General features: G+C 63.4%; 11 protein-coding genes. 6 read left to right on the top strand and 5 right to left on the bottom strand.

The window, feature by feature from the left end:
- Positions 1 to 125 precede the first annotated feature (125 nt).
- Together ACFOPH_RS14765 and ACFOPH_RS14760 are read left to right on the top strand one after the other, a co-directional pair.
- On the top strand, positions 126 to 2,933 hold the full coding sequence (locus ACFOPH_RS14765) for a dynamin family protein (RefSeq protein WP_379736081.1): 2,808 nt from the start codon (positions 126 to 128) through the stop codon (positions 2,931 to 2,933).
- Between the two features lie 226 nt (positions 2,934 to 3,159).
- Positions 3,160 to 3,990: a hypothetical protein gene (locus ACFOPH_RS14760; RefSeq protein ID WP_379736079.1), complete on the top strand. Its 831-nt coding sequence runs from the start codon at positions 3,160 to 3,162 to the stop codon at positions 3,988 to 3,990.
- Between the two features lie 669 nt (positions 3,991 to 4,659).
- On the opposite strand, the gene ACFOPH_RS14755 is transcribed toward ACFOPH_RS14760, so the two are convergent.
- Complete coding sequence (locus tag ACFOPH_RS14755) at positions 4,660 to 5,832, bottom strand: HAF repeat-containing protein (RefSeq protein ID WP_379736077.1); 1,173 nt, start codon at positions 5,830 to 5,832, stop codon at positions 4,660 to 4,662.
- Between the two features lie 372 nt (positions 5,833 to 6,204).
- Between ACFOPH_RS14755 and ACFOPH_RS14750 the strand changes: the two genes are divergently transcribed.
- Positions 6,205 to 8,781 carry an EAL domain-containing protein gene (locus ACFOPH_RS14750; protein ID WP_379736075.1) on the top strand — a complete coding sequence of 859 codons (2,577 nt, stop codon included), beginning with the start codon at positions 6,205 to 6,207 and terminating at the stop codon, positions 8,779 to 8,781.
- A gap of 10 nt (positions 8,782 to 8,791) precedes the next feature.
- Here the strand turns inward: ACFOPH_RS14750 and ACFOPH_RS14745 are convergent, their stop codons facing one another.
- Positions 8,792 to 9,739, bottom strand: coding sequence for a ribonuclease Z (locus ACFOPH_RS14745; RefSeq protein WP_379736073.1), 948 nt, complete (start codon positions 9,737 to 9,739; stop codon positions 8,792 to 8,794).
- Positions 9,740 to 9,853: 114 nt separating this feature from the next.
- Here ACFOPH_RS14745 and ACFOPH_RS14740 point away from each other — a divergent pair, with 114 nt between their 5' ends.
- On the top strand, positions 9,854 to 10,231 hold the full coding sequence (locus ACFOPH_RS14740) for a hypothetical protein (RefSeq protein ID WP_312550145.1): 378 nt from the start codon (positions 9,854 to 9,856) through the stop codon (positions 10,229 to 10,231).
- Between the two features lie 4 nt (positions 10,232 to 10,235).
- Here ACFOPH_RS14740 and ACFOPH_RS14735 read toward each other — a convergent pair whose 3' ends face one another.
- Positions 10,236 to 10,607, bottom strand: coding sequence for a YbaN family protein (locus ACFOPH_RS14735; RefSeq protein ID WP_312550144.1), 372 nt, complete (start codon positions 10,605 to 10,607; stop codon positions 10,236 to 10,238).
- A gap of 326 nt (positions 10,608 to 10,933) precedes the next feature.
- Here ACFOPH_RS14735 and ACFOPH_RS14730 point away from each other — a divergent pair, with 326 nt between their 5' ends.
- Positions 10,934 to 12,733: a diguanylate cyclase domain-containing protein gene (locus tag ACFOPH_RS14730; RefSeq protein ID WP_379736071.1), complete on the top strand. Its 1,800-nt coding sequence runs from the start codon at positions 10,934 to 10,936 to the stop codon at positions 12,731 to 12,733.
- 12 nt (positions 12,734 to 12,745) lie between these two features.
- On the opposite strand, the gene ACFOPH_RS14725 is transcribed toward ACFOPH_RS14730, so the two are convergent.
- Entirely contained in the window at positions 12,746 to 14,032 is a 1,287-nt protein-coding gene (locus ACFOPH_RS14725) for a cytochrome P450 (RefSeq protein WP_379736069.1), read from the bottom strand.
- 384 nt (positions 14,033 to 14,416) lie between these two features.
- Between ACFOPH_RS14725 and ACFOPH_RS14720 the strand changes: the two genes are divergently transcribed.
- Positions 14,417 to 15,373, top strand: a complete 957-nt coding sequence (locus ACFOPH_RS14720; protein WP_379736067.1) for a homocysteine S-methyltransferase family protein — start codon at positions 14,417 to 14,419, stop codon at positions 15,371 to 15,373.
- A 29-nt stretch (positions 15,374 to 15,402) separates the two neighbouring features.
- Here the strand turns inward: ACFOPH_RS14720 and ACFOPH_RS14715 are convergent, their stop codons facing one another.
- Positions 15,403 to 17,691 (bottom strand): CHASE domain-containing protein, encoded by a 2,289-nt coding sequence (locus ACFOPH_RS14715; protein ID WP_379736065.1) that lies wholly within the window; start codon positions 17,689 to 17,691, stop codon positions 15,403 to 15,405.
- Positions 17,692 to 17,816: the final 125 nt, after the last annotated feature.

Raw genomic sequence — 17,816 nt, 5'->3', positions numbered from 1 at the left:
ATGTCATTATTGTGTAAGATGCAATAAATATTTCTAGCGGCGAAACTGCTAACTTGCGCAGCTAGGCGCGTTTCTAAGGGGGATGATAGGTGAAGTCGCCGAAAGAGTTACGGACCGAGATACAAATGCTGCGCTGGAGCATCAATTCGCTTCGGGAGACCCTTCTTCATAAGACTCTCGACATAAAAGAGCCAACTTGGGGTATCGGCAAAGACTGCGCTAAGGCTGCCGAATCGCTGGACACACTGCTTAAAGGCCAGACGATCCCAGACTGGTACAAGGTTGCGGTCGTTGGACGATTCAAGGCAGGGAAATCATCTTTTGTCAACGAACTGCTCGGGGCACGGCTGGCTGGGGAGGATACCAGTCCTGAGACAGCGGCGGTCACGACATTTCGGCACGGCCCTACAGTTAAGGCAGTGATCCGCTTTGTCGGAGCGGAGGCTTGGCAAGAGCTCCGTAAGCTTCACCAAGACGATCCTAAGCATGTCGACGCCCATCGGATGAAGATGTGGAGTAGTTTCGATGGGAAAGCTCGAAAGAACTCCGATGGCGAGATCCTTGAAACCTTCGATCTTGCAGCACTCGAAAGAATGTATGTGAAGCCCGGAGGCCATAGTCTAGAAATTATTCTCGACAAACCCGGGGACAAGGCATCTGAGAACAATTTTCGACGCAAGTTAAAAGACTTCACCTCCGGCACGCGCCCTCACCATTGCTTAGTTGAGGGTATCGAAATATCGTCGCCATCTCCTCTTCTTGACGAAGGGGTCCTCTTAGTAGACACGCCAGGGCTGGACGATACAGAGCGATTTCGCGTGACCTTGACCGAGAAAGCTGTCGAGGACGTTGATGCGGTTCTTTTCTTAACCCAGTCTGGGGTTGCTTACGGGCAATCGGAGAAGGATTTCATGTTGACCTTGCTCCGAAGAGGAACGGTCAAGCAACTCATTTTTGTTATTACTCAGGTCGACAAGACATATGACCAGCATCTGTCAGCGGCCGACGACAACGACGAGGATCCAGAGTCGTTGGCTCAGCGGATAAGGCGAGAAGAGCGCCGAATCCGCGCTGAGATCGAAGCTACGCTGAACGAGCTCGGAAGCGAAGACTCCCCTACCATGCGTAGGTACCGGGAGCAGCTTGGAGTCGTCGGTTTAGTTTTCACTTCAGCTCGGAAGCACCGCGACTGGAAGGACGGAAAAGACATAGCTCACAGAATTTACTCGGACGACCCGGGTGGAATTGAGCATATGAAGTCGCAGCTGCTTCAACTATTGTCGACTGAGTCGCGACTAGCTCTTGTTTCTCAAAACATTGCTTCTGGAGCGAAGGCTGCATTAGACGACTTGCTGGGAACAATTGCGAACCGTCGCGCAGCCCTTAATGGAATTAAGGACGGGGAGGTGGCCGAGCAAAGGCTCGCTACGTTTCGTGTGGAGTTTGAAACTGTTAGGGAAAAGTTTCAAACAGCGGCAGAGTCCGATGTCACTATCCTCCGAAAGAATCTTGAAGCCGCGAATAAAAGGAACAATCACCTTATCGAAGCGATAGGCCTGATCGCGGATCGGGAGCTTGGCGACTTCGAGACAAACGACGTCGGTAAGCACTGGAAGACTCGCCGCTCCGGTTATTGGGGCTACATGCACAATTTGCAGGGGCGCGTAGCGAACAGGATTTTCCCAAGGGTGCAGGAGCTGCTCTCAGACATGACGGGCCACTTCGCGTCTTTTGTCGAGCATTTTGAGAAGCATCTTTCCGCTCTATCTTCTTCAAGCGGAGCGTTGGCGGAGAAACTCGAGCTTGGGGCCAGCCTGCCATTTGATCTTACTAAAACACTGGCTGGGTCGTTGGACAAGTCCCTTAGCGCGGCAAACGAGCTAATCGCAACAGAAGAACAACGCATCATCTCCTTCTTGGACGACTTTGTATCAGATGAAGTGTCCGAGAAAATTTCGGCAGCGAGAGAAAAGGTTGCCGAGGTTTTCGGTAAGGGGACTACCTATAACCAATCAAATGAAGTTAGGGTGTTCTATGCCGAAGTCAGACGTTTGCTTCAGGAAGCGTTGACGAACCATCTACAGGAGCGAGCAGCGGCTTTCGCCGAGTTCCTCGCGGTCGAGGCTGACGGTGTGCCCAGAAACGCATTGGCCGAAGTCGACGCTACGCTGGCCGGGGCCGAGCAGGACATCAAAGCCGCAGCCACTGCTAAGATTGGAGACGAGCGTGAAACGTTTGAGCGCCGATGTGAAGTAATGGTCGACTCGATCAAGCCCGTCATGGCAGCTTGCACGCCATTATTAGAGGTTGGCGAAGAAGCGGCAGATTCAGAAACTGACCTAGTTGCGACGATCTCTACGGTCATTGAGACAAAGTCTAATTCGTATTACGTTGAGGATAGCGAAGTAGAATGGCTTGAGTCCACTCAAAAGGAAGCTAAGGAAAGTCTCGCCCGGTTTAGGCTCAGCGATGGCGAAAGCGGGTGGCCGTTAGAAAAAATATTTAGCCGGGCGCTTCTGTCTGGTTGTGTCAGGATCGCCCTGATCGACCCTTACCTCGCCGCACCACATCAGGTCCGAAATCTCAAAGAGTTCCTCCTAATTGTAGCTGAGGCCTCCAAGCCAAAAGAGATTGTCGTGGTGACGTCCGGAACGTGGAACGACGGAAATGGTGCGAACGTTCGAATCATGGAGCAGGTGGGAACCGATTTATTCCGCTCATACGGCACCGTTCTTACAATAAAAATTGACCCGACGATTCATGATCGTTACGTCGTTTGCGACCATGGCTTAGTATATAAATTAGGGCGAGGACTGGATATCTATAAGCCGGCAGTGGGGCTTGCGTCGCACCGGCCAGCTAGCCGCCGTGTCCGGCGGACAGATATCGATGTATTCACCACAAAGGCGTTCCGAGCACGCGCGGTCTCTTAAGCCAAAATTCATCAGTGGGTTATGGCGAAAGTCACGATTTAAGAAATCTAACAAAAATAAATTGGAAGGATTTCACCGGAAGAGGTTGTGCTGCGCGCCAGAAGAATAGCGCGCGAAGTAAGCTAATTAAACCTGAAGGCAACACTAGTTACCACGTTTAAGGAATGATTAATGACGCGGTGCGCAGCTTGATAGGTACTTATTAAACTAAAGTATTAGGAGCGCTATGTTCGGTCTTTTTGGAAAAAATAAAAAAACAAAAGTGCAAGAGTTCGTTGAAAAAGTCGGTTTAGACGCAGCGACAGAGCATTTTGCGAAAATGGTTCTGGAAAATTTAAAAGATGCCAGTCTGATGCGTCAACTTATACTCGAAGAGATCGAAGGTGCAAGTATCGGAAACGAAACGGCAAAGTCGTTCGCGCGCAATAGCGGTTTTAAGCCAGAGGATTATAAGGGCGCACTCAATCGGTCTCATCCAGAAATTGATGGACCCAATGGAGCAAAAACCTTTCTCGACGATATCACTATGCAGCTGATGCCTGATAGAGATCTTATGGTTCGGTTCAGACTGATGATAGATGATAAGCTTCTCAAAAAAACGCGGCTTGGGAAGTATGCCGTAGCAGATGCGAGCATAGTTGGATCTAATGTATCCCCCTCAGCACAAAGCGAATCTAGCCTGGTCAATATTAAGCGAAAAGCTTCTGAAATTGTATTTGAGATTGCGAATGCTAATGGTGCTTCGATTTCTCGTGATGAGGCCTCCATGTTGATTAACAATGTCTGCGCTAATATTCCTGACGCAGATGCCTGCAAAGGTGGCGAGAAGGTGCTCGCGATTTTGTCACTCTCCAATATCACTGCATATTCCATCGATCACGACGACATTGATGGCGCCAATGTGTACGCTGCTTGCTTCTTCGCGGCTATGAAAAAGTACGTGGAAGGCCAAATGCCGTCGTTCAGTGACTACCAAAAACAAGCGTTACACATGGTCGTCAAAGAGCATGGTCCAGTCGTGCAGGAGCTAATGGAGGCCAATAAACGGACGTCATAAAGAAGGAACGCGGTGTCGTTTTATATGCCATATATCCCCCCAACGTGCAATGTACACTGACTAGCTCACCACACCGCTCACACTAACGAGCACTGCCTGCCTAAGTCGGGCTACAGCGGAGCCAATCAGTGGTGAGAAGCATCGGAGGTAGCCATGCGAGTAGTAGGGCCAGTGAGATCGGTATCTACCGGTGAACCGCGGAGATAGCGAGACCAGAGGTTAGGATGTTACCAATCTCACTTGCGAAGGTGGCTTGCCATCCGCTAGAACGGGGTTATAGACGGAAAGCTCACGCCAATTTTGCGGTATATACTATTCCAATGGGCGAGCTGATAGCGGCTTCAAATCGCGAGGTCGGGACGGTCTTCGTCCGGTCTGCGGCGGTCGTCTGGTCCAGTTCTGGTCCTTATAAATCGGCTAAATCTGACGCCTAATGCCGCATTCTGGATTCATAAGTTTCTGAAAATAAAAGGAAAATGTATCGATCGCAGATCGACGCCAACGGTGTGTGCTAAGGACTCATAATCCGTTGGTGCCCGGTTCGACTCCGGGGAGGCCTACCAAGATTTTCACTGTCGGCCCAAGGGCCGCAGTATCCCGCAGCCCTTTCAGATTTCCTGTAGAGACACCGCATCCAGCCTGGGGCCAGAGCAACGATCCACGCCCCCCTTACTGCCGCACCGGCCTCACCACTTCCCGCAGCTGCGCCTCTTCTTCCGTCTGAGCCTCCGCCGCCGCCTGCTCATCCGACGCAGCAGGTGCATCCGCCTCCAAGTCCGGCGCCGCCAGCAGATGCGGCCGGATCAAGTCGAGCCGCACCGCATACTGCACGCCGCCGCGGGTAGCGGTGGCCGCGATCTGCCCGGCGTCGTTGATGGCGCGCGGATTGGAGATGTCCCAGCCCAGCCGCGGGTCGACTAGCGCATTCAGGTTTTCCATGCGCCGGCCGCGCCAGATGAAGCCGGACAGGTGGTCGCTGGTGCCGACGACGTGGCCGTGGTTGTTGATACCGGTGCCGCTACTTTGCCTGTCCGTCGTTTCGTCACCTGGGCGGTTGTCGATCCTGATCAGGCGGCCATTGCTGTAAAAAAAGGCAATCTTCTCCCAATAGCCCTCCGTCACTCCCATGTAGCCGGTGATCTGGCCAAGCTCGTTGATCGCGCTCCCCGCGTTCCGGATATCGAGGCCGAAGTTGCCCAGGTCACGCATGACGCCGCCGCTCCAGGTGAAAGCGTGCGATAGCGGTTCGGGGACGGTTCCGAGGCCGGAATCGCCGGTGACCTGGTTCCGGTTGTTCAGCGCCATGGCCTGGGTAATGCTCGGTGCGTTCTCGTCGGACATCAGTCTGCCGATGTCCCTGAGGGTGCCGCCCGGGGTGCGCAGGAAGCTGCGCACGCCGGCGTCATCGTAGGGATACGGTGTGCCCGCGAACAAGGTGGCGTAGCCGGCATGGTTGATGTCGGTGTAGGTCGTGTGCCTGCCCCGGACGGCGCCGATGTCGCGCTGCCTGCCCTGGTAGTAGATGTAGCCGCGCTGCTGGCCGCCCCGGGTCGTCCAGTTGCCGAGCACCTGGCCCTTGTCGTTGATCGCCACGGCGTTGCTGGACGTGCCGCCCAGCGTGCCCAAGTCGATCATGCCTTTGCCGCGGTTGATGAAGCCGTGCGTGGCGGTGGGACTGATCGGATAGGTGCCGACGACGACGCCGGCCTGGTTGATGTCCGTGGCCGCGCTGTTGGCCGGACCGACGACGGTGACCCGGTATTCCTGATAAGCAGGGGCGGCGTGTGCCGCGGATAGGGCCAGCGACAACAGGAGCAGGGGAAGAGGAAACGGTCGTTGCATGGTGATCTCCAGGGTAGAGGATGGCTCGACAACAATTCGCCTGCCGCCGAGAAAATAATCCGTTAAGAAACAAGCGCTTATGGCGAGATCGGCGAGTCGTCAGTCACGGTACGCCATCCCTGCCGAGCTGGGTTGGGGTTGCACAATCCACGGCAGGGGAAGGCACGGCCGTATTCGAAGGGGAAGGGCGGCGGCACGGGCAGTCCAGCTGCCTGAGTGGTTCAAAGACCTCGCCGGGGTGTAAATGCCTTTGCTCAACTTCCATAGTTCATAGGAAATAGTTTGATCTACCGCAAGGACTGGCGGTCGAGGTCTGGGTCATTCTTGCGTCCGCGTAATTCAACCCTGTCGCTCCGGCGCCTCCGTTAAGCAATGAAAAGAAAAAAATTCGACATCGACGCCATGACCGACCTGATGGCGCCCGACCCCGAGACTTCCCGCCAGTACCGCGACTACCTCGAATTCACCGACCACGACGTCCAGCTCCTGCGCGACGTGCATCCCTACCTGAAAGCCCACCAGTCCGAGGTGGTCGTGTCCTTCTACGAGCACCTGCTGCGCTTTCCCCGGCTGCAGTCGCTGCTCGACGATTGCCATACCTTCGCCCGCCTGAGGAATCTGCAGGCCGCCTACTTCGACACCCTTACCGTCGGCGACTACGACGCGGCCTACGAACGCAACCGGGTGCGGGTCGGGCTGGTGCACCAGCACGTCGGACTCGAGATCCGCTGGTATATCGGCGCCTACCGCAAGTACCTGGCGGAGCTGGCGCCGGTGCTGCGCCAGGCGCTGGCGGACACGCCGGAGAAATACCACCCGACCTACGACGCCTTGCTGAAACTGATCTGCCTGGACATGAGCCTGGCGCTCGACACCTACGAGCAGGCCGGGCGCGTCGAGTTGTCCGGGCTGAAGAACTACGCCGAGCAGGTGCTCACCAGCCTGCCGTCGGGCGTGATGGTGGTCGACGGCGCGCGCCAGGTGCGCACCATCAACCCGGCGATGTGCACGATGCTGGGCGTGGCGGTGCCGCCCAGCGTGGACATCGATTTCCTGCCCCAGCCCGAACTGCGCGCGGCCATCGAGGTCGCGCTGCAGGCGCCGGAGCACCGCGAGGAGCTGATGCTGACGCTCGAGCCCGAGGCGGCGGCCGGCCAGCCGCGCTACCTGCGCTGCGCGCTGTCGCGCGTCTGGCTCGACGGCGAAGACCTGCTGCTCCTGATTGCCGAGGACCTCACCGCACCGATGCGCGCCAAGGCCGCCCTGCACGACAGCGAGGAGCGCTTCCGCATCGCATTCGACCACGCCGCCGTCGGCCTGGCCCAGGCGGCGCCCGATGGACGCTGGCTGCGCGCCAACCGCAAGTTCGAGGCCATCGTCGGCTACAGCGAGGAAGAACTAAAGACGATGAACTTCCGCGAGATGTCGCTCGAACAGGAACTGCCCGCCAGCGAGGCGCCGCTGCGCATGCTGCTGTCCGGCGCGATACCGAGCTACGCGATCGAGAAGCGCTATGTGCGCAAGGATGGGCAGCCGGTCTGGGTCAACGTGGCGGTGTCGCGCATGGTCTCCAGCCGCGGCGACGTCAACCTGATGATCGTGATCGAGGACATCGCCCGCCGCAAGCAGTACGAGCACGAGCTGCGCCACATGGCCAGCCACGACGTGCTGACGGGGCTCGCCAACCGCAGCCTGCTGATGGACCGGCTCGACCAGGCGCTGACGATGGCGCACCGCAGCGGCCACCAGGTGGCGATCCTGTTCATCGACCTCGATCGTTTTAAAACCATCAACGACAGCCTCGGCCACGAAGCCGGCGACCACGTGATCGTCGAGGCCGGCCGGCGCTTGTCCGGCATCGTGCGCGAAGGCGATACCGTGGCCCGGCTCGGCGGCGACGAATTCGTGGTCCTGATGCCGGACCTGGCCGACGCCGACGGCGCCGCCGTACTGTCGGCCAAGCTGCTCGAGGCCCTGCTGCTGCCGATGAACGTGCTCGGCCACGAGTTCTCGCCGGTCGGCAGCATCGGCATCAGCATCTATCCGCGCGACGGCGTCGACAGCAACGCCTTGCTGAAGAACGCCGACGCGGCCATGTACCGCGCCAAGGAACTGGGGCGGGGCAACTTCCAGTTCTATACCGAGGAGATGAACGCGCGCACGCTCGACCGCCTGCGCCTGGAAAGTGGCCTGCGCCGTGCGCTGGAGCGGCACGAGTTCGAACTGCACTACCAGCCGCAGATCGACCTGGCCACCGGCGAGCAGGTCGGCGTCGAGGCGCTGCTGCGCTGGAACCCGCCGGGCGGCGAGCCGGTCGGGCCGGCCGAGTTCATCCCGATCGCCGAGGAGACCGGGCTGATCGTCCAGATCGGCGCCTGGGTGCTGCGCGCCGCCTGCGAGCAGATCGTGGCCTGGCGCAAGGCCGGCCTGCCGTCCATGACCGTGGCCGTGAACCTGTCGGCGCGCCAGTTCCACCAGCAAAACCTGGTGCAACTGGTCGGCCAGATCCTGGCCGAGACTGGCTGCGACGCGGCCCAGCTCGAACTCGAGATCACGGAAAGCGTGGTGATGGCCGACCCGGCCGGCGCCACCGCCACCCTGCAGGAGCTGAGCGACATGGGCGTCAGCCTGTCGATCGACGACTTCGGCACCGGCCACTCCAGCTTGAGTTACCTGAAGCGCTTCCCGATCCACGCGCTGAAGATCGACCGCTCGTTCGTGCGCGACCTGACCACCGACGCCGACGACGCGGCGATTGTCTGCGCGGTGATCGCGCTGGCGCACACCATGCAATTGAAGGTGATCGCCGAAGGCGTCGAAACCGAGGAGCAGCTGGCCTTCCTGCGCGCGCACCGCTGCGACCAGTTCCAGGGGTATTTCTTCAGTCCGCCGGTGAGCGCCGAGCGGCTGCGCAATGCGATGGAGCAGGGCAGCGACGTCTGGTCATAGCGCCTGCGCGTCAGTCGGGAACGAGGGCGAGCTCCCCCTGCCGCTCCAGCGCATAGCGCTGCAGGTCGCGCGCCAGGAACAGCCGGCCTTCGTACTCGCCGCGCGCTTCCTCCTCGATCTCGCCCAGGTCGTGGTAGCGCGGGCTGAAGTGGGTCAGCACCAGGTTCGGCAGCTTCACTTCGCGGGCAAAGGCGGCGACCATCTTCGCCGAGCTGTGCTGCGGTCCGGGCCCGATCTTTTCCAGGATCGCCTGGGTGTAGGTGGCTTCGTGGATCAGGACGTCGGCATCTTGCGCCTGCGCCGCCAGCAGGGAAGGGGTGTCGTTGTCGCCGGCGACGATGATCTTGCGCGCCGCGCGCGGCTGCCGCAGGTAGTCGGCGCTGCGCACCGGCGTGCCGTCGGCGAGTACGATGTCCTCGCCAGCCTGCAGCCGCCCCCAGCCGGGGCCGGAGGCGATGCCGTCGCGGCGCAGCTTGTCGATGTCCAGGCGCCGCTCGATCTGTTTTTCGGTGAAACTGTAGGCGAAGGTCGGCACGCGGTGCGACAGCGCGGTGGCGCGCACCCCCACGTCGGGCAGGCGGTCGATGTCCATCGCTTCCTCGACGTCGATGAATTCGAGCGGGTAGGGCAGCGTCAGCTCGCTGGTCTCGCACACGGCCTGCACGAAGCGCCGCACCGAGGGCGGGGCCACGATCAGGAGCGGCGCGCTACGATTGAGCATGCCGGCGCTGGCGAGCAGGCCGGGCAGGCCGTAGCAGTGGTCGCCGTGGATGTGGGTGATGAAGACCGCGCCGAGCGTCATCAGCGAAAAGCCGGTGCGCAGGATGCGGTGCTGGGTCGCCTCGCCGCAATCGACCAGGTACCATGCCTTGCCGCCCGGCGCGCGCAGCGCCAGGCCGGTGACGTTGCGGGCACGGGTCGGGGTGCCTGCCGAGGTGCCGAGAAATTGAAATTCCATGCTGTTCGCCGATCGTGGATATCGCTTACGATTATCGGTCAAAGGGCCGAACCCGGCACAGTCATGCCGAGCGTTACGACTTCAGTGACGACTTCAATCAACCACGAAAGAACCATGCACCTGCTTACCCAAGAACTCGACGACGCCTGCGCCGCGCTGGCCCGCATCCTGCTGGCCGGGACCCAGGGCGCTTCCCAGGATATCCTCGAGACCGTCACCCACCGGCTGGCGCAGGAGGCCACCCAGCATGCCGAATACGTGGAACTGCTCGGGCGCGATCCGAACATGGTGACGCGTGCGGTGATCTACCTGTCCGACACCCACGCCCATCCCGAGCTCGGCAGCGATACCGGCTGGTTCCGGCCGATGCTGGCGTGTTTGCTGGAGCTGGCGGCGCCGAGCCTGGCCTTGTCCGGGGCGGGAGCGCGTTTCCTGGGCGATGTCGAGGAGGGCGTGGCGCAGTCGATCGCGGACAATGCGGGTGCACGCTAGCGCGCTAGCGCGCGACAGTGCGCAGCGTCGGCAAGTAGCGCCACACATACAGGCTGACGCTGCAGCCGATCAGCAGCAGCGCGATGCGCAGCCCGAGGTGCTCGAAGCGCACCATGGCCACCACGAGCGAACTCCACATCATGACCGAGGCGACGATCTTCGCCCGCAGCGGAATGCCGTTGCCCGCCTCGAAATTGCGCAGGTAGACGCCGAACACGCGGTGGTTGACCAGCCAGCCGTGCAGGCGGCTTGATCCGCGGGCGAAGCAGGCCGAGGCCAGCAGCAGGAAGGGCGTGGTCGGCAGCAGCGGCAGGAACAGGCCGAGGATCGCGAGCACGAGCGCCAGCGCGCCGGCGATGTTAAGGAGGAGTTTCATCGGCTTGGGAGAGGTGAACCTGCATTATGCACGACCGCATGGGCATGAAATTTAATTTCATAAAAGAAATAAAATGAAAGAATATTTCATTCCGCAAAGAAATTAAACGTGCATTGAAACAACACTTATACCGGTTTTTCTTGCTGTAGAGATACGCCACCTATACAATTTATAGGTAATCTTTCGTCAACTGTCATTCAGCCGACCCTCATGCTGCCGGGTCGTTCCCGGCCATGCCCCATCAGATCGACACGTCGCTGCGCTTCGTTCGCGCTGTGCGCCCTTATTTTCGCCGCGCGGTGCTCCTGCGTCTTGCGCTTTTCCTTTTGCTTGCGCTACCGCTGCTATGGGCGCTGATCGCGCGCGCGCACCTCGAGCTGGCGGCCACCGCACGCGATGAAAGCCATCGCAACGTCCAGAACCTGTCGCATGCCTTTGCGGAGGAAGTACGTTCGACCGTCACGACGATCGACCTGTCCCTCAGCCAATTGCGGCTGAGCTGGTTGCGCCATCCGGACCACTTCACGCAGGTCGTGGACGAACTCAACGAGCATTTGCATGGCCAGCTGAAGATCAACGTGCTGGTGACCGACGCGCGCGGCATCGTGCAGTTTGCAAGCAGCGGCAAGTTCTCGCGCCCGGTGGACCTGAGCGACCGCCCGCACATACGTGCTCAGCTCGACAGTGCCGGACGCGACCGCCTGGTCATGGGCCAGCCGCTCAGGGAGCGTATTTCGGGCCTGTGGATGGTCCACTTCACACGGCCGATCCACCGCGAGGACGGGACGCTGGCAGGGGTCATGGCCGCCACTGTCGCGCCGGCCCACTTCTCGCGCTTCTACCGCAACATCGACCTCGGCGCGAATGCCTCGATCGCACTGGTGCGCACCGACGGCGTCATCGTCGCCCGGACCTCGCGCTCGCGCGAGGCGCACGACAGCGGTAGTACACTGGCCGGCGCACCGTATACGCCGGATAGTCCGCCCTATGGTGTCTTCCACCGCATCAGCCGCGTCGACGGCATCGAGCGCTATTACGGCTGGCGCAGCCTGCCCGAATATGGCCTCGTGGTGACGGTCGGCCAGGCGGTCGAAGATGCCCAGGCGCGCTATGCCGGCCAGCGCTCGCTGATGGTCGCCATCGGCTGCGCGGTGTCGCTGCTGCTGGCGGCGGGCGGCTGGATCGCGCTCACCGCGGCCGACAGCCGGCGCCACGCCGTGGCGGCGCTGGCCGCGGCCGAGGCGCGCTGGAAGCTGGCGCTCAATGCCGCCGGCGAGGGCGTCTGGGACTACAGTTTTGCCAGCGGCATGATCACGCTGTCGCCGAGCGCCCAGGGCATCGTCGACGCCTCCGGCAGCCTGCTGCCTTTCGATCGCGACACCTTCCGCGCGATGGCCCATCCCGAGGACGTCGACGCCGTGCTGAGCGGACTCGACGAGCACCTGCACGGCGTTACCGCGCATTACAAGGGCCAGTACCGTACCCGGCTGGGCAACGGCAACTGGCGCTGGATCCTGGCGCGCGGCCGGGTGGTCGAGCGCGCGCCGAGTGGGCGGCCGCTGCGCATCGTCGGCACCGTCGCCGACATCGACACGCGCAAGCTGCAGGAAGACGAGATCCGCCACCAGGCCCACCACGACATGCTGACCGGCCTGCCGAACCGCCTGCTGTTCGGCGACCGCCTGCGCCAGGCCCTGTTGAGCGCCCAGCGCGAAAAGCACAAGCTGGCGGTCGTCTTCTTCGATCTCGACAAGTTCAAGCCGGTCAACGACACCTATGGCCACGCGGTCGGCGACGTGCTGCTGCAACATGTCGCGACGCGGGTGCGCGCCGCCCTGCGCGCCTCCGACACCCTGGCGCGCCTCGGCGGCGACGAGTTCGTCGTGCTGCTGCCGCGCATCGCCGCCGCGGCCGATGCCCGCCGCGTCGCCGAGGAAATCCTGGCGGCGCTGAACCGCCCCTTCGCGCTCGATGCGGCGACCCTGCATATCTCGGGCAGCCTCGGCGTGGCCGTGTACCCGGACTCGGCCCTTGATGCCGAGGCCTTGCTGCACCACGCCGACCTGGCCATGTACGAAGCCAAGCTGGGTGGACGCGGGCGCGTCGCCGAACGGCTCGCCGCTTAATTCAATCCTGTTTCAGCGCCGCAGCCGCAATCCTTCCATCACGAAGCCGCTGGCCGGCAAGGTCGGCATGCGCGCCAGGTCGATGCTCAGGTCCTGCGGCGGCACCTCGTAGGCCACCTCGGACGCCAGCAAGCGCAGGGCCGACTTCGTCAGTTCGACGGTCACGGTGTCGCCCGGGCAGCGATGGCCGCTGGCGTAGTCGCCGGCGCCATGGGAGACGAGGTCGTAGCCGCTGCCCTGGCGGCCCTCGAAGCGTCCCGGGCGGAAGTGCTCGCCGTCGCCGCCCCAGCTGCCCGGGTGGCGGTTGGTGCCGTAGAGGTCGAGCAGCACCCAGTCGTTCTTCGCGAAGCGCAGGCCCTGCCATTCGAATTCTTCCAGGACGCGCCCGCCCACCGCCGGGAAGAAGGGGTAGTAGCGCCGCACTTCCTGCACGAACATGTCGAGCGCGGCATCGTCGCCGGCGGCCAGGCGCTCGCGCCACTCGGGGAATTCGTGCAGCGCCAGCGCGCCGAACACGATGTAGCGCGCCACCGCCACCACCGGGCGCAGGATGTTGATCAGCTCGACGGCCGCGTGTTCGCCCGACAGCACTTCGCCGTCGGCATCGACGTGGTAGGCGATGCGCGCCGCCGGGCTGTCGGGGTCGAGCGCGCCGTCCATGCGGATCGCGTTGATGCGCTCGCGCGCCCACTGCTCGGTATGGCGGCGCAGCGACTGGCCGAGCCAGTTGCGCGGGCCCACGGTGCCGGCGCCGTCGATCATGGCCGAGAACTCGGCGGTGCGCAGCACGGCCTCGTCGGCGTTCGCCAGCGGCACCCCGGCCCAGGCGCAGGCGGCGCGGCAGAGTACCGCCTGCGCTTCCTGGACCAGCACCACCTGGCGCGTGCGCGTCCACAGCGCGAACTGCTTGCGCCATTCGGCCTCGGCCAGCGCCACCAGGCGCGCGCGCTGCTCCGGCGACTGCAGCGCCATCATCAATTCCTTGCGCAGCCGGTGCATTGCGCCGTCCAGCACCTGGGTGCTGCCGTGGTCCTGCAGCAGCGCCAGCGCGGTCGGCGGGATCGCGCGGCGCCGCGTGAAACGCCCCGGCTGGTAGAACATGCGCGCGGCCGCCTCGCCGCGCACGCAGACCACGCGCTTGAGCATCAGGCGCGTCGAGAAGATGTCGGAATTCAGGGCGTCGCAGCGGTTGCCGATGAAGCGGTAGCCCTCGCTCAGCAGGGCATAGGTGTTGTCGAAGCCCGGCGCCTCGGGAATGGCACGATGGACCGGCAGGGCGGGCTGGCGAAGGTCGTTCATGGCGTTCTCCTTTCGTGCCGAGTGTGCCAGAGGCCGCGTGCGCACAATGTGCGCCAGCGCCCTTACCGTCGCGTCTGACGGATATGCGCAACGGTTTGGCGCGCTGAAATTGGCCGCCGCCGCGATGCGCGTGGCGTAGGGTGGGTACTCGTACCCACGCGTAAACGATGAGCAGACGCGGCGCTGCATTGAACGTCAACACGACGATGAGCAGACGCGGCGCTGCATTGAACGTCAACACGACGCAGGCTTCACGCGTGGGTACAAGTACCCACCCTACGAGTCGATCTTGCGCAACGTCAGCCGTGCTGCACACCCAGCCGGGAACCGCAGCGGCGCCGGCGCGTTCCAAGCATGCGACGCTCCCTTCTTTCAGGAGGCACGATGAGCCGCTACCGCAAGCGCCTGCCCCAGCTGGGCGGACGGATCTTCCTGTCCGATGCCGGGCTCGAAACGATGCTGAGCTTCCAGCAAGGTTTCGTATTGCCCTCGTTCGCCTCCTTCGTGCTGCTGCGCGAGGAGCGCGGCCGGCAGGCGCTGGCCGCCTATTTCGACACCTTCGCGCGCATGGCCCACGAGCACGGCACGGGCGCCGTGCTGGAAACGCCGACCTGGCGCGCCAACCCGGACTGGGCGCGCGGCCTCGGCTACAACGCGCTCGCGCTGGCCGAGGCGAACCGGGCCGCGGTGGCGCTGGTGGCCGAGGTGCGCGAACGCTGGGACCGCCCGGCCAACCCGATCGTCATCAGCGGCAACCTCGGCCCGCGCGGCGACGGCTACCGCGCCGACCGCCGCATGCGCGCGTTCGAGGCGCGCGACTACCACCTGGCCCAGGTTGCCACCTTCGCCGGCACCGAGGCCGACATGGTCGCCGCCTTCACCATGACCTATCCGGACGAGGCGATCGGCGTGGTCGATGCCGCCGCTTCCTGCGACATGCCGGTGGCGATCTCGTTCACTGTGGAAACCGACGGCCGCCTGCCGTCGGGCGATGCGCTGTCCGAGGCCATCCTGCGCACCGACGCCGAGACCGGTGCTTATTGCGCCTATTACATGATCAATTGCGCCCACCCGAGCCACATCGGCCAGGCGCTCGAGGAAGACGGCGCATGGCGCGCGCGCATCCGCGGCCTGCGTGCGAACGCCTCGCGCCGCAGCCATGCCGAGCTCGACGAATCGACCGAACTCGACGACGGCAATCCGGAAGAGCTGGGCGAGGAATACCTGGCATTGCGCACGCTGTTGCCGCAAATGAATTTCGTGGGAGGCTGCTGCGGCACCGACGAGCGTCACGTGGGCGCCATCGCGCGCAGCCTGGCGCGTGCCGGGCCGGCGCATTGAGGCGCCGGCCCGTCGGCCGCCGCCGCGATTCAGGAACCTTGCACTGCATGGCCGTGGCTGGCCGGCATTTGCTCCGCTTCCGCTTCGCAGCGCGGCAGGTAGATGCTGACCGTCGTGCCCGCGCCGGGCCTGCTTTCCAGGCGGATGTGGCCGCCGCTCTGCTTGACGAAACCGTGCGCCATCGACAGGCCGAGCCCGGTTCCCTTGCCTTCGGGCTTGGTCGTGAAGAAGGGCTCGAAGGCGCGCTCCATCACGTCTGGCGGCATGCCCTGGCCGGTGTCGGCAACCGCGACCAGCACATAGTCGCCGGGCAGGATCTCGGCCTCGGCCTCGGCGTGTTCGATGCGGGCGTTCTGGAGGCGGATCGTCACCTTGCCGCTGCCTTCCATCGCGTCGCGCGCGTTGATGACCAGGTTGAGCAGCACGTTTTCCAGCTGGTTCGGGTCGACCAGCGTGTTCCACAGTCCTTCGGGGGCGCTGCGCGCGATCTCGACCGCATCGCCGGCGGCGCGGTGCAGCAGGCTGTCCATGCGGTCGAGCAATTGGGCGACGTTCACCACGCTCGGGTGCAGCGGCTGGCGCCGGGCAAAGGCCAGCAGTTGCGAGGCCAGCTTCGCGCCGCGGTCGACGGCGTCGAGGATGCCGTGCAGGCGCTTCTCGCTGCTCTTTCCCGACCTGAGCATCAACTGCACGTTGGCGCTGACGATGTGCAGGATATTGTTGAAATCATGGACGACGCCCCCGGTCAGCTTGCCGACCGCTTCCAGCTTCTGCGAACGCGCCAGCGCCGCGCGCGCCTCGTCCAGGCCTTGCTGGCGCAGCCGTTCGCGTTCCTCGAACTGCTTGCGCGGACGCAGGTCGCGCATGAAGGCGCTCGCGCCCCTGCCGACTTCGGCCGGCAGCAGGGCCACCACGATCTCGACCGGCAGGGCGTGGCCGTCGCGTCCCTGCAAGGTCAGTTCGGCCGGCTCGCCGGGAACGATGGGCGCGCCGTCGTGCGCGCGCAGGCGCGCGAAGCCCTGGGCGTCGGGCGCGCCATGCTGCGGTGCCAGCAGCAGCTCGCCGGCATCGCGTCCCAGCGCTTCCTGCGCGCTCCAGCCGAACAGGCGCGCCGCCTGGGCGTTCCAGTCGGTGATGCGCCCGCCGGCATCGACCGCGACAAAGGCGTCGTGGGCATTCTGCAGGATGACGTTCATGCGTGCGCGCTCGGCCGCGATGCGCTCGTAGGACTGGCGCAGTTCGAGCGTCATCGCGCGCGCCAGCTGCAGCGCGCGGCGCCGCTCGCTGGCCAGCAGCCACACCACCAGGGCCAGCAGGAAGCCCAGGCCGATACCGGTGCCGGCGATCACGCGCGGACGCGTGTTGTCGAGCCGCGCCTCGAAGGCGGGCGAGGAGGCGATCTCGAGCGTCCACGGCCGGCCCGAGATCGTCGCCGCCAGGGTGCGCCGCAGCAGCGGCGTGCGCCAGGACGGCGTCGGCTGCGAGCGGAACAGCAGGGCTTCCGGCTCGGCGCGCACGCCGTCGTAGATCGTCACGTCGAGGTCGGAGGCATGGGCGCCGCCGACCCCGCGCATCAGGTCGTTCATGCGGAAGGGGGCATAGGCCCAGCCGGCGATGGCGGCGCGGCGCTCGTCGAGGGTCGCGACCGGCATCCCCCTGCGGTAGATCGGCAGGTACATCAGGAAGCCGGGCTGCGGGTTGCTGCCCTCCTGCACCAGCACCACCTTGCCCGACATCGCCGCGGTGCCGCTGTCGCGCGCGGCCGCCATGGCGCGCTGCCGCACCGGTTCGCTGTACATGTCGTAGCCGAAGGCGCGCAGGTTCCGTCCCGTAAACGGTTCGATGTGGGTGATCGAGGTCACGATCGGGCGCTCGCCCGTGGGATGCACGTCATAGCCGGGAAAGCCCTGGGCGCGGATCGCCGCCTCGTGCGCGGCGAGTTGGCGCGGCGGAACGACGCTGGCGATGCCGAGCGCCTCGATGCCGGGAAAATGTTCCTGCAGGTTCTGGACGCGGAAGTATTCGGCGAAATCGCGGCGCTCGATGTCGACGCTGCCGCGCATGAAGCCGCGCAGGCCGCGCAGCACCTGCTCGTAGACCGCCATGCGGCGCACGGTGCCGGTGGCGAGTTCGCGCGCGCGGTAGTCGAACTGGGCTTCGAGGTCGGCGGCGGCAACGCGCCGTGCGCCGTTCCAGGCAACCCCGGTGACCAGCAGCGAGATCGCGAACACCAGCCCGGCCAGCAGCAGGGGCCCCCACCCCCGTCGCGCCGTGGCGTGGGGGAGGGGGCTGCTCTGGTCGGGGTCTGAACGCTGCATGTAGGGTCGGGTGCCGTGCGTCCGCCTGGACGAAGTGAAATAGGGGGGCTTCTCGATGCCGCAAGCATACGCATCTCATCGTCGCCGGGGCGCACAGGAGGGGGCGTGCACGGCCTGTTTGCAGC

Source organism: Massilia haematophila (assembly GCF_042647645.1).
GTDB lineage: Bacteria > Pseudomonadota > Gammaproteobacteria > Burkholderiales > Burkholderiaceae_D > Telluria > Telluria haematophila.
The sequence above is the reverse complement of the archived record's forward strand: the minus strand, read 5'-3'. Positions and strand labels throughout refer to the sequence as shown.